Raw genomic sequence first — 12,689 nt, forward strand, 5'->3', positions numbered from 1 at the left:
ACTATGAGTGCTCTTTCAAAGGGATGGAGCGCGGTCGTTCCAGCCAGGCGCCTTCGCCGTCCGGAACGATCTCGATCACCTCGACCTGGGAATCAGTGATAGCCACGATACGGCCATCATTGCGGCCCAGGTAGTCGCCCACTTTCAATCGATGGACACCGCCGGCCCCACGCACCAGGGCAAAGGTGCCACTGGCGTTGGAGAGGGTACCGACCATTTCGAACTGCTCGATGTTGAAGCCTTCGAGGAATTGCTTGGTCCGATTCGGATCAGGCTTGACCTCGTGGGAACCTTTCTGGCGATTGACCAGATCGATCTTCATCGGCGGCTGGAACGGGCTGCGTAGCGCAGCGGCACTGTAGGTGAACATCTCGAAGGCGCGAAATTTCGGCGTCGGCTCGATATTGCCCGCCGGCCGCGCGCGCACTTCCTTCATGTACGCATCGAGGTCGCTGAAGTCGTTGCTGTTGCCGCAACCGGCCAGCATCAGCGTCAACAGGGCCAGGCAGATCCCATGCAAGCGGCTCATTTCTGCAGCCCCTTGTCGTTGTAGCGATAGGTCTTGGCCAGGATGCTCATGCGCAATTTGCTGCCGCCGGCCGGTGAGGCTACGACCGGCTTGATCTCGAAATCATGCAGGGTCACGATCCGTGGCAGGGCCGCCACGCCGCTGACGAAGGTGGCCAGGTCGTGATAGGCGCCGGTCACGGTAATCTGGATCGGCAGCTCGATATAGAACTGCTGGGTGACTTCCGGCAGGAGCTTGATCTCCTCGAACTCCAGCCCGCTGCCCAGCCCCGTGCGCGTGATGTCCTCCAGCAGCCCCGGCACCTCGGTGTCGCTCGGCAACTGCTTGAGCAGGGTGCCGAAGGAGGTTTCCATATCCTCCATCTGCCGCGTATAGGCTTCAAGGTTCGCCGCCAGGTGGGCCTTGGTGGCGAACTGCTCCTTGAGGGTCACTTCCGTCAAACGCTGCTGGTCCAGTTGATCGGTGAGGTCCTTGATGTAGAAGTTGTAGCCCAGGGCCAGCACCAGGATCGCGGTCAGTATGCCGCTAGCGACCTTGACCACCGCCGGCCAGGAGCCGATGTTCTGCATATCGAGGTCGCCGAGATCGACCTTGCGCAGGTTTTCCAACCAGAGGGAGACATTCATTTAACCGCCCCCTCTGATTTCGGCTGGGTCTGGCGCACGCTCAGCTGGAAAGTGTTGGCCTGGTCCACCGCGCCGGCGGTGGTCGCCTTGACCTCGGTCAGCGTCGGCGCGGTCAGCCAATCGGAGGCCTCGAGGTTACGCATCAGGTCCGACACCCGGTTGTTGGACTCGGCCGCGCCGGTGATCGCGATGGTCTTGTCAGTCATCTTCACTTCTGTGAAATACACGCCGTCCGGCAGAGTCCGCACCAGTTGATCGAAGATCCGCCCGCTGATGGAGCGGTTGCCCTGCAGGTCCTGGATGATCTTCATGCGCTCGATCAGTTGCTGGCGACGTGCCTTGAGCTCGCTGATCTGCTTGATCCGGCCGTCGAGCTGGGCGATTTCCTTGTTCATGTAGGCATTGCGCGCGACCTGGCGGTCGACGGCACCGCTGAAGTACTGGTCGGTCAGCAACACCACGCCGACCGCCGCCACCAATACGCCGACCAGGGCGGTGAGGAAACGTTTGCGGCGCTCTTCACGCAGTTGCTCGCGCCAGGGCAGAAGGTTGATCCGCGCCATCAGTCGAAACTCCTCAAGGCCAGACCGCAAGCGATCATCAGGGCCGGCGCATCACTGGCCAGGGCCCCGGCATTGACCTTGCTGCTCAAGGCCATGTCGGCGAAGGGGTTGGCCACCAGGGTCGGCGTACCGAGCCGCTGCTGGATCAGGTGATCGAGCCCGGCAATCGACGCGGTGCCGCCGGCGAGCAGGATGTAGTCGACATCGTTGTACTGTCCGGAGGCAAAGAAGAACTGCAGGGAACGCGACACCTGCTGGACCACCGCATCCTTGAAGGGCTGCAACACCTCGGCGACGTAGTCGTCGGGCAGGCCGCCCTGTTTCTTCGCCAGCCCCGCCTCCTCGTTGGACAGGCCGTAGCGGCGCTGGATTTCCTCGGTGAGCTGGCGACCGCCGAACAATTGTTCGCGGGTATAGATGATGCGGCCGTTATGCAGGACGCTGAGGGTGGTCATGGTCGCGCCGATGTCCACCACCGCCACCGTCAGCTTCTCGTGGTCGCTGGCCAGTTGCGCGGCGAGCAGGCCGAAGGAGCGTTCCAGGGCGTAGGCCTCGACATCGACCACCTGGGCTTCGAGCCCGGCCAGGGCGAGGGCTGCCTCGCGGACCTCGACGTTTTCTTTCCGACAGGCGGCAAGCAGGACTTCGACACGCTCGGGATTGCGCGCCGAATAACCCTGGATCTCGAAGTCGATGGCCACTTCTTCCAGGGGATAGGGAATGTACTGGTCGGCCTCGATCTTCAGCTGGTTTTCCATTTCGTCATCGGAAAGCCCGGCATCCATCTCGATGGTCTTGGTGATCACCGCGGAACCGGCCACGGCCACGGCCACGCCGCGCACATGGGTCTTGGCCTTGAGCAGCACCCGTGCAAGGGCCTGCCCGACGCCTTCGAGCTCGGCGATGTTCTTTTCGACCACGGCATTGGCTGGCAACGGTTCCACGGCGTAGGACTCGACCCGATATCGATTGCCTGAGCGGCTCAATTCGAGGAGCTTTACCGAGGTGGAACTGATGTCGATCCCCAGGAGCGAATGCGCTTTTTTGCCAAAGAGTCCAAGCACTACCGATTCCCTATTACTATCCGCGACTTACGGACCCTTTATGATGATGGGCATTTAATAGCAGTCTTGACATAAGCGCAAATGACGCTCACGCCCAAAAATGCTTATAATGCCCAGCGTTTTTTTCCGAATCGCCGAACCAGCGCTTGCTGCGAATTTAGCCTGACGCCTAACCCATTCTTTTATCTGGAAATCCACAAGCCTTGATTCGTCTGCTGAAGTTTTTCGGGTGGTCTTTCGTCGCCGTGTTCTGCGGGCTGCTGCTCGTCCTGAGCGGCGCTTTTCTTTATCTTAGTCCGGGCCTGCCGTCCGTCGAGACTTTGCGCAGCATACAATTGCAGATTCCGCTCAGGGTCTACACCAGCGATGGCAAGCTGATCGCCGAATTCGGCGAGATGCGCCGTTCGCCCCTTAAATTCGCAGATATTCCGCCCAATTTCATCAACGCCCTGCTGAGCGCCGAAGACGACAACTTCGCCAACCACTATGGCGTAGACCCCAGCAGCCTGATGCGCGCCGCGACCCAATTGGTCAAGAGCGGGCATATCCAGTCCGGCGGCAGCACCATCACCATGCAGGTGGCGAAGAACTTCTTCCTGTCCAGCGAGCGTAGCTTCTCGCGCAAGACCAACGAAATTCTTCTCGCCTTGCAAATCGAGCGCCAGCTGACCAAGGACGAGATCCTCGAGCTGTACGTGAACAAGATCTACCTGGGCAACCGCGCCTACGGTATCGAAGCGGCGTCTCAGGTTTATTACGGCAAGTCGATCCGTGACATCACCCTGGCCCAGATGGCCATGATCGCCGGCCTGCCGAAGGCGCCGTCGCGGTTCAACCCGCTGGCCAACCCGGTGCGCGCCAAAGAGCGCCGCGACTGGATCCTCGGCCGCATGTACAAGTTGGGCAAGATCGACGAGGCCGCCTACCAGGCCGCCATCGTCGAGCCGATCAACGCCAGCTATCACGTACCGACGCCGGAAGTGAACGCGCCGTACATCGCCGAAATGGCCCGTGCGGAAATGGTCGGTCGCTATGGCAGCGAAGCCTACACCGAAGGTTTCCGCGTCACCACCACCGTGCCGAGCAACCTGCAGGAGCTGGCCAACCACTCGATTGAAGAAGGCCTGATCGCCTACGACCAGCGCCACGGCTACCGTGGACCGGAATCGCGGCTGCCGGGCAAGACCCGTGACGCCTGGATCGCCGAGCTGGGCAAGCAGCGCACCATCAGCGGTCTGGACCCAGCCATCGTCACCCAGGTGGACAAGGCCAGCCTGCACGTGCTGACCCGCAACGGCCCGGAAATCGTCAACTGGGACAGCATGAAGTGGGCCCGTCCGTACCTCAACACCAACAGCCTCGGTGCCGCCCCCAAGCAACCGTCCGACGTAGCCCAGGTCGGCGACCTGATCCGCGTCCAGCGCCAGGCCGACAACAGCCTGAAGTTCAGCCAGGTACCGGTGGCCCAGGGTGCCCTGGTCTCGCTTGACCCGCAAAACGGCGCGATCCGTGCACTGGTCGGCGGCTTCGCCTTCGAACAGAGCAACTACAACCGCGCCACCCAGGCCAAGCGCCAACCGGGTTCGAGCTTCAAACCGTTCATCTACAGCTCCGCGCTGGATAACGGCTACACCCCGGCCAGCCTGGTGAACGATGCGCCGATCGTGTTCGTCGACGAATACCTGGACAAGGTCTGGCGGCCGAAAAACGACACCAACACCTTCCTCGGCCCGATCCGCTTGCGCGAGGCACTGTACAAGTCGCGTAACCTGGTCTCGATCCGCCTGCTGCAAAGCCTGGGCGTCGACAAGACCATCGACTACATCGCCAGATTCGGCTTCAACAAGCAGGACCTGCCGCGCAACCTGTCCCTGGCCCTGGGTACCGCAACCCTGACGCCAATGGAAATTGCCACCGGCTGGAGCACCTTTGCCAACGGCGGCTACAAGATCACCCCCTACCTGATCGACAAGATCGAAAGCCGCAACGGCGACACCCTGTTCGTCGCCAATCCACCAAGCGTGCCGACCGGCGCGGCGGCCAGCAGCGGCATCGCGGCACCAAGCCAACCGTCGTTCACCGTCAACAGCACCAGTGAAGCCCCAGCACCGGCAGCCCAAGCCCCAGCGGTGGCCGAGCGGATCGTCGACGGACGGACTACCTTTATCCTCAACAGCATGCTCGAGGACGTGATCAAGCTCGGTACCGGGCGTCGTGCCCTGGCCCTGGGCCGTGGCGACCTGGCGGGCAAGACCGGTACCACCAACGACTCCAAGGACGCCTGGTTCACCGGTTACAACGCCGACTACATCACCACCGTCTGGACCGGTTTCGACCAGCCCGAAAGCCTGGGCCGTCGCGAGTTCGGCGGCACCGTGGCGCTGCCGATCTGGATGGACTACATGGGCGCCGCACTGAAGGGCAAGCCGTTGCACACCCAGGCGGAGCCGGAAGGCATCCTCAGCCTGCGGGTGGATCCGATCAGCGGTCGCGCGGCAACCCCGGGCACGCCGAATGCCTACTTCGAGCTGTTCAAGAGCGAAGACACACCGCCGTCGGTCAACGAGATCGGCAATGGCGGTAGCGCCCCGGGCAGCCCGCTGCCGGCGGACGAGGCGGCGCCGATCGATCTGTTCTGATCCGAGAGAGCGGCCACAGTGCCGCCCTTGCAGGAGCCTGACTTGCCAGCGATGGCGTCCGCATGAACGGTGCAAGGCTCAAGGGTCTCTTCGCTGGCAAGCCAGGCTCCTACAAAGGACCGCGTTCAGCCTGGCTGACCCACACCGCTCAAACGGCAGCCACAAAAAAGCCCCGACTCATTCGAGCCGGGGCTTTTTGTTTGACGCTACAACAGCTTAGCCGTTGAACACGTCATCCACGCTTTTCAGCGGGTAGTTCTTCGGATACGGCAGGGTTGCCACACCGGTCTCGATCGCGGCCTTGGCCACGGCATCGGAGATCAGGGTGATCAGGCGGGCATCCATTGGTTTCGGAATGATGTACTCACGACCGAATTCCAGCTTGATACCGCCGTAGGCGTCGCACACTTCCTGAGGCACCGGCAGCTTGGCCAGTTCGCGCAGGGCGTTGGCGGCAGCCACTTTCATCTCTTCGTTGATACGCTTGGCGCGAACGTCCAGGGCACCACGGAAGATGAACGGGAAGCCGAGGACGTTGTTGACCTGGTTCGGGTAGTCGGAACGACCGGTGGCCATGATCACGTCGTTGCGAGTGGCGTGAGCCAGCTCTGGCGAGATTTCCGGATCCGGGTTCGAGCAAGCGAACACGATCGGGTTGGCCGCCATCGACAGCAGGCCTTCAGCGTCCAGCAGGTTCGGGCCGGACAGACCGACGAACACGTCAGCGCCTTTCAGGGCGTCAGCCAGGGTGCGCTTCTCAGTGGCGTGGGCGAACACCGCCTTGTACTGGTTCAGGTCGTCACGGCCAGCGTGGATCACGCCAGTACGGTCAACCATGAAGATGTTTTCGATCCTGGCGCCCATGCTCACCAGCAATTTCATGCAGGAGATGGCGGCAGCGCCGGCGCCCAGGCAGACGATCTTGGCTTCCGGCAGGGTCTTGCCGGCGATTTCCAGGGCATTGATCATGCCGGCCGCGGTGACGATCGCGGTGCCGTGCTGGTCATCGTGGAACACCGGAATATCGCACTGCTCGATCAGAGCACGTTCGATCTCAAAGCACTCAGGGGCCTTGATGTCTTCCAGGTTGATGCCACCGAAGGTGATGGAGATACGCTTGACGGTGTCGATGAAGGCTTGCGGGCTTTCCGAATCGACTTCGATGTCGAACACGTCGATACCGGCGAAACGCTTGAACAGCACGCCCTTGCCTTCCATCACTGGCTTGGAGGCCAATGGGCCGAGGTTACCCAGGCCGAGAATCGCGGTGCCATCGGAAATGACTGCAACCAGGTTGCCCTTGCCAGTGTACTTGTAGGCCAGCTCAGGATCGCGGGCGATTTCGCGTACTGGTTCGGCGACGCCAGGGCTGTAGGCCAGCGACAGGTCACGGGCGGTGGCGGTGGCTTTGGTGAGCTCGACGCTCAGCTTCCCCGGACGAGGATTGGCATGATATTCGAGAGCGGCAGTTTTCAAATCTGACATGTGGGCATTCCGCTTTTTACTGTGGGACAGACGGACCGCCGAGGATACGCGTGTCGCCAAGTCCTCACAAGACTGACCAGTCACAGGTGTCAAGCGCCTGTCCCTACGACTTTGGCCCAAGAGCCAGGAAACACAAGGGATAAACTGTTCACAATCAAGCAGAAAAATGTCTACAATTTTTTATGCGGCGGCCGCCGATACAAACAGCGCCCACAAAAAAGGCGTCCACGGGGGACGCCTTTTTTATCGACCGGGAAAAACCAGCGGTTTTTCCCGGAGCGATCAGCCTCAGGCCTTTTTGACAGCGCCGAACATGCCGAAACGGTCGGCGAACTTCTGTACGCGGCCGCCAGTGTCCAGGGTCTTCTGCTTACCGGTGTAGAACGGGTGGCATTCGTTGCACACGTCGATTGGCAGAGCTTTGCCATGGGTCGAACGGGTCACGAACTTGTTACCGCAGCTGCAGGTAACGTCGATGTCTACGTATGCTGGATGGATATCGGCTTTCATGGGGACTTCCTCAGGCTGGCGTGCCGCCGCTCAACACGATTGTTGAACACCGCACGTAATTTAGCCGGCGATCATACCAGACCTTTTGCCCGGCGCAAGTGGCCAGCGCGCCCTCCGTCGGGAAGACACTGCCCGAGCCGTCTGCTAGGCTCGCGCCCTCCACGAACCCCTCCCAGAGAGAACCGCGTGCCCGACGCCATCCTGCGCCTTGCCCTGCCCTCGCCACTGCGCCGCCTGTTCGATTACCGGGCGCCGGAGGGTGTGCCGCGTAGCGCGTTGCAGCCCGGCATGCGCCTGCGGGTGCCGTTCGGCCGCCGGGAGATGATCGGTATCCTGGTGGAAATCGCCGAGCACAGTGAAGTCCCGGCGGAAAAGCTCAGGCGCGCCACGGCCCTGCTCGACGCCAGCACGCCGCTGCCGCCGGCGCTGTTCAAGCTGTGCCTGTGGACCGCCCAGTATTATCAGCACAGCCTCGGCGACACCCTGAGCTGGGCGCTGCCGGTGCTGCTGCGCCAGGGCGAGCCGGCCGAAGCGCGCCAGGACCGCTTCTGGTCGATGGTCCCCGGCGCCCGCCTCGACGATCCGCGCATCGCCCGCGCCCCGCGCCAGCGCGAAGCCCTGGCGACCCTGGCGCAGCATCCCCACGGCGTGGCCCATCAACTGCTGAGCAAGCTGATGCTGAGCAAGGACAGCCTCGACCTGCTGCTGGCCAAGGACCTGGTGCAGGTGGAGGTTCGTCGCCATGCGCCGAGCGAGCGTCACGAACACTGGCTGGCGCAACCGGAGCTGCCGCTCAACAGCGAGCAACGCGCCGCCTGCGAAGCGATCCGCGCCGGGTTCGACAGTTTTCATGCCTTCCTGTTGGCCGGGGTCACCGGCAGCGGCAAGACCGAAGTCTATCTGCAACTGATCCGCGAGACCCTGGAAGCCGGCAAGCAGGCGCTGGTGCTGATCCCGGAAATCAACCTGGGGCCGCAGACCCTGGCGCGTTTCGAGCAACGCTTCAACGCCCGCATCGCCCTGCTGCACTCGGCGGTGAACGACCGCGAGCGCCTGGACGCCTGGCTCGCCGCCCGCGACGGCGAAGCCGACATCATTATCGGCACGCGCTCGGCGCTGTTCACCCCGATGAAAAACCCCGGGCTGATCATCATCGACGAAGAGCACGACGGTTCCTATAAACAGCAGGAAGGCCTGCGCTATCACGCCCGCGACCTGGCGCTGGTACGCGCGCGCCAGGAAAACATTCCGATTGTGCTGGGTTCGGCCACGCCATCCCTGGAAAGCCTGCACAACGCCTACACCGGGCGTTATGGCCTGTTGCGCCTGAACGAACGCGCGGGCGGGGCCAAGCAACCGCGCTTCCTGCGCCTGGACGTGAAAAGTCGCCCCCTGGACAGCGGCATTTCCGGACCGATGCAGCAGGCCATCGGCCAGACCCTCGCCGCCGGCCAGCAGGTGTTGGTGTTCCTCAATCGCCGCGGCTTTGCGCCGACACTGCTGTGCCACGACTGCGGCTGGATGTCCGAATGCTCGCGCTGCGATGCACGCATGACCGTGCACCAGCGCTCCGGCGAACTGCGCTGCCATCACTGTGGTTATGTCGAATGGGTGCCGCGCAATTGCCCGCAGTGCGGCAAGGTCGACCTGCGTCCGGTGGGTGCCGGGACCGAGCGCGCCGAGGAGCGCCTGGGCATCCTGTTTCCCGATTACCCGGTGCTGCGGGTCGACCGCGACAGTACCTCGCGCAAGGACGCGATGAACCAGCTGTTCGCTACTATCCAGAAAGGCCAGCCGTGCATCCTGGTGGGCACGCAGATGCTTGCAAAAGGCCATCACTTTCCCCGGGTGACCCTGGTGTCGATCCTCGATGCCGACGGCGGCCTGTTCTCCGGCGACTTCCGCGCCAGCGAGCGCATGGCCCAGTTGATCGTCCAGGTGGCGGGCCGGGCCGGGCGGGCGGAAGAGCCGGGCAAAGTGATTATCCAGACGCACCTGGCGGACCATCCACTGTTGATTCAGCTGACCGAGCAGGGTTATTTCGCCTTTGCCGAACAGGCTTTGAGCGAGCGTCGGGCGGCTGGCTTGCCGCCGTTCGCACACCTGGCCCTGCTGCGGGCCGAAGCCCATAAGCCGGGGCAGGCCGAGAGCTTTCTCGATGAAGCCTGCAGCGAGGCCGAGCGTTTGCTGGCCGAGATGAACCTGGGCGGCATCGAACTGCTGGGGCCGGTGCCGGCGCCCATGGAGCGCCGGGCCGGACGTTATCGGGCGCAGTTGTTGTTGCAGGCCAATGGCCGGGCCTCGCTGCACCGATTGTTGAGCAGTTGGTTGCTGGTGTTGGAGCAAATGCCCAGCGGGCGGCAGGTGCGCTGGTCGTTGGATGTCGATCCGGTGGATTTGTATTGATCGGACCGGCCCCTTCGCGGGCAAGCTCCGCTCCCACAGGTCCGAGTTGTATGCAAATACTGTAAACGACTCGGGACTTGTGGCATCAGTCCCATAATGTCCGAGCCATACCGCAACCTTGCGTACAACCGAGAACCTGTGGGAGCGGAGCTTGCCCGCGAATAGGCCCGCCCAGACGCCACAAGTCCGTAACCGGTTGGCAAGCTCGTCCCGGCAACGGATAATGCCCAGTTTTTCCACCTGCGCATCGAAGCGCCGCCGCGCATGCGGTCGAAAGAGAAGACCATGAAAGACACCATTCGCCAGCTGATCCAACAAGCCATCACCCAACTCGTCACCGAAGGTGTGTTGCCTGAAGGGCTGACGCCGGCGATCCAGGTGGAAAACACCCGGGACAAGACCCACGGCGACTTCGCCAGCAATATCGCGATGATGCTGGCCAAGCCGGCCGGTCTCAAACCCCGCGACCTGGCGGAAAAAATCATCGCCGCCCTGCCCGTCGCCGACAGCGTGAGCAAGGCCGAGATCGCCGGCCCCGGCTTTATCAACTTCTTCCAGAACACCCAGGCCCTGGCCGCGCGCCTCGACGCCGCCCTGGCCGACGCCAGCATCGGCGTGCACAAGGCAGGCCCGGCGCAACGGGTAGTGGTCGACCTCTCGGCCCCCAACCTGGCCAAGGAAATGCACGTCGGCCACCTGCGTTCGACCATCATCGGCGACGGCGTGGCGCGCGTCCTCGAGTTCCTCGGTGACACCGTGATCCGCCAGAACCACGTCGGCGACTGGGGCACCCAGTTCGGCATGCTGATGGCCTACCTGCAGGAAAACCCGATTACCAGCGACGAACTCTCGGACCTGGAAAACTTCTACCGCGCGGCCAAGAAACGCTTCGACGAATCCCCGGAGTTCGCCGACCGCGCCCGCGGCCTGGTGGTCAAATTGCAAGCCGGCGACCCGGACTGCCTGGCGCTGTGGACCCGCTTCAAGGACATCTCGCTGTCCCACTGCCAGAAGATCTACGAACTGCTGAACGTCAAACTGACCATGGCCGACGTGATGGGCGAAAGCGCCTACAACGACGACCTGATCAACGTGGTCAACGACCTCAGGGCCAAGGGCATGCTGGTCGAGAGCAACGGCGCCCAGTGCGTGTTCCTCGACGAGTTCAAGAACGCCGAAGGCGAACCGCTGCCAGTGATCATCGTCAAGGCCGATGGTGGCTATCTGTATGCCACCACCGACCTGGCCGCCGTGCGCTACCGCAGCAATGTGCTGAAAGCCGATCGCGCGCTGTATTTCGTCGACCAGCGCCAGGCCCTGCACTTCCAGCAGGTGTTCGCGGTGGCACGCAAGGCCGGCTTCGTCGGCCACCCGATGGACATGGAGCACATGGGCTTCGGCACCATGAACGGCGCCGACGGCCGCCCGTTCAAGACCCGCGACGGCGGCACCGTGAAGCTGATCGACCTGCTGACCGAGGCCATGGACCGCGCCTATCTGCTGGTCAAGGAAAAGAACCCGGAGCTGGCCGAAGACGAACTGCGCACTATCGCCCGCGTGGTGGGCATCGGCGCGGTCAAGTACGCCGACCTGTCCAAGCACCGCACCAGCGACTACAGCTTCAACTTCGAGCTGATGCTCAACTTCGAAGGCAACACCGCGCCGTACCTGCTGTACGCCTACACCCGCGTGGCCGGTGTATTCCGCAAACTGGGCACGGATTTCAGCCAGGTCGAAGGGCAGATCGTCCTTGAAGCGCCCCACGAGCACGAACTGGCCGCCAAACTGGCGCAGTTCGGCGAAGTGCTCGGCAGCGTTGCCGAGAAAGGCACGCCGCACGTGCTGTGCACCTACCTGTACGATGTCGCCGGGCTGTTCTCCAGCTTCTACGAGAACTGCCCGATCCTGTCCGCCGATACCGCCGAACAGAAACAGAGCCGCCTGCGCCTCGCCGCGCTGACCGGTCGCACCCTCAAGCAAGGCCTGGAGTTGCTGGGTCTGGAAACCCTGGAGCGTATGTAAGTTGGCTGCCAAGAAAACCCCAGCACCCAAACGTGGCGCCAGCCGTTACCAAGCTCCTGCGAAAAAGCCGATCCCGGGCTGGTTGTGGCTGGCGATCGGCCTCGGCGTGGGCGCGTTTATCGTGTTCCTGATGAAGCTGGAGCCGGGCAAGGGCGATGACATCAAGCGGGTCAAGCAGGAACAGCTGAAGGCGAGCAAGATCGCCGAAGCCAACAAGACCCCACCGAGCCCGACCCAGCCGGTCAAGCCCAAGTACGACTTCTACACCTTGCTGCCGGAATCGGAAGTCATCGTGCCACCGGAAGCCGTGCCGGAGAAAACCCTGCCGACGCCGCAGACCGTGCCGACGCCGACCACCCCGGTGACCCCGGCCGAGGCGGCGAAGATCGACACCGCGCGGGCCCAGGCCGCGCTGTCCGGGATTACCCCCCCACCGCCGCCGCCCGTGGCCGTAGCCAAGCCGGCAGCGGTGACACAGTTCTTCCTGCAGGCCGGCTCGTTCCGCAAGGAAGCCGATGCGGACAAGGTCCGGGCGCAGATCATCCTGCTCGGGCAGGCCGTGGCGGTGGAGTCCGGGACGGTGAAGGACGAGACCTGGTACCGGGTATTGGTCGGACCGTTCAGCAATCGCGAACAACTGACCAAGGCACAGAAACAACTGGCCGGCAGCGGTTTCAACAATCTGCTGCTGCAACAGCGCCAGAGTCGCTGACGGGCGCCAAGCCTTCGCCGCGAAGCTTTTGGCGGTCTTGAGGGCCCCTTCGCGAGCAAGCTCTGCTCCTACAATTTTGTGGCGTACATAAGCCTCATATACGACACGGAACTGTAGGAGCAACTGTCTTGAC

The 12,689-nt window shown here is 62.8% G+C and carries 10 protein-coding genes; 4 read left to right on the forward strand and 6 right to left on the reverse strand.

Features of this window, described 5'->3' with window-relative positions; genetic code table 11:
• Position 1: 1 nt before the first annotated feature.
• From pilP to HX830_RS17440, 4 genes are read right to left on the reverse strand one after another with little or no spacing between them, the layout of a single operon-like run.
• Positions 2 to 529, reverse strand: coding sequence for a type 4a pilus biogenesis lipoprotein PilP (gene pilP, locus HX830_RS17425; RefSeq protein ID WP_103495031.1), 528 nt, complete (start codon positions 527 to 529; stop codon positions 2 to 4).
• Positions 526 to 1,155, reverse strand: a complete 630-nt coding sequence (gene pilO, locus HX830_RS17430; RefSeq protein ID WP_152737757.1) for a type 4a pilus biogenesis protein PilO — start codon at positions 1,153 to 1,155, stop codon at positions 526 to 528. The genes pilP and pilO overlap by 4 nt, the downstream gene beginning before the upstream one ends.
• Positions 1,152 to 1,718: a PilN domain-containing protein gene (locus tag HX830_RS17435; protein WP_177101496.1), complete on the reverse strand. Its 567-nt coding sequence runs from the start codon at positions 1,716 to 1,718 to the stop codon at positions 1,152 to 1,154. Before HX830_RS17435 ends, pilO begins: the two co-directional genes overlap by 4 nt.
• Positions 1,718 to 2,782: a type IV pilus assembly protein PilM gene (locus HX830_RS17440; RefSeq protein WP_177101498.1), complete on the reverse strand. Its 1,065-nt coding sequence runs from the start codon at positions 2,780 to 2,782 to the stop codon at positions 1,718 to 1,720. Before HX830_RS17440 ends, HX830_RS17435 begins: the two co-directional genes overlap by 1 nt.
• Positions 2,783 to 2,988: 206 nt before the next feature.
• Here HX830_RS17440 and HX830_RS17445 point away from each other — a divergent pair, with 206 nt between their 5' ends.
• Positions 2,989 to 5,421: a penicillin-binding protein 1A gene (locus HX830_RS17445; RefSeq protein WP_371317534.1), complete on the forward strand. Its 2,433-nt coding sequence runs from the start codon at positions 2,989 to 2,991 to the stop codon at positions 5,419 to 5,421.
• A 216-nt stretch (positions 5,422 to 5,637) separates the two neighbouring features.
• On the opposite strand, the gene HX830_RS17450 is transcribed toward HX830_RS17445, so the two are convergent.
• A complete protein-coding gene (locus HX830_RS17450) occupies positions 5,638 to 6,906 on the reverse strand; it encodes a malic enzyme-like NAD(P)-binding protein (protein ID WP_152737760.1) in 1,269 nt (422 codons plus the stop codon).
• Between the two features lie 288 nt (positions 6,907 to 7,194).
• A complete protein-coding gene (gene rpmE / locus HX830_RS17455; protein WP_100940403.1) occupies positions 7,195 to 7,416 on the reverse strand; it encodes a 50S ribosomal protein L31 in 222 nt (73 codons plus the stop codon).
• A 186-nt stretch (positions 7,417 to 7,602) separates the two neighbouring features.
• On the opposite strand from rpmE, the gene HX830_RS17460 reads away from it, so the two are divergent.
• From HX830_RS17460 to HX830_RS17470, 3 genes are all read left to right on the forward strand, one after another.
• The gene (locus HX830_RS17460; protein ID WP_177101501.1) at positions 7,603 to 9,822 is read left to right on the forward strand and encodes a primosomal protein N'; all 2,220 of its coding nucleotides are present in this window, start codon (positions 7,603 to 7,605) and stop codon (positions 9,820 to 9,822) included.
• A 285-nt stretch (positions 9,823 to 10,107) separates the two neighbouring features.
• Complete coding sequence (gene argS / locus HX830_RS17465; protein ID WP_177101503.1) at positions 10,108 to 11,844, forward strand: arginine--tRNA ligase; 1,737 nt, start codon at positions 10,108 to 10,110, stop codon at positions 11,842 to 11,844.
• 1 nt (position 11,845) lies between these two features.
• Complete coding sequence (locus HX830_RS17470; protein WP_152737761.1) at positions 11,846 to 12,556, forward strand: SPOR domain-containing protein; 711 nt, start codon at positions 11,846 to 11,848, stop codon at positions 12,554 to 12,556.
• Positions 12,557 to 12,689 lie beyond the last annotated feature (133 nt).

It is taken from the genome of Pseudomonas gingeri (assembly GCF_013385425.1).
Taxonomy (GTDB): domain Bacteria; phylum Pseudomonadota; class Gammaproteobacteria; order Pseudomonadales; family Pseudomonadaceae; genus Aquipseudomonas; species Aquipseudomonas gingeri_D.

What these genes read in the sequence shown, in the direction of transcription:
- HX830_RS17435 (WP_177101496.1), bottom strand. Translation starts at nt 1,718, where the DNA reads ATGGCGCGGATCAACCTTCTGCCCTGGCGCGAGCAACTGCGTGAAGAG.
- HX830_RS17450 (WP_152737760.1), bottom strand. Translation starts at nt 6,906, where the DNA reads ATGTCAGATTTGAAAACTGCCGCTCTCGAATATCATGCCAATCCTCGT.
- pilP (WP_103495031.1), bottom strand. Translation starts at nt 529, where the DNA reads ATGAGCCGCTTGCATGGGATCTGCCTGGCCCTGTTGACGCTGATGCTG.
- rpmE (WP_100940403.1), bottom strand. Translation starts at nt 7,416, where the DNA reads ATGAAAGCCGATATCCATCCAGCATACGTAGACATCGACGTTACCTGC.
- argS (WP_177101503.1), top strand. Translation starts at nt 10,108, where the DNA reads ATGAAAGACACCATTCGCCAGCTGATCCAACAAGCCATCACCCAACTC.
- pilO (WP_152737757.1), bottom strand. Translation starts at nt 1,155, where the DNA reads ATGAATGTCTCCCTCTGGTTGGAAAACCTGCGCAAGGTCGATCTCGGC.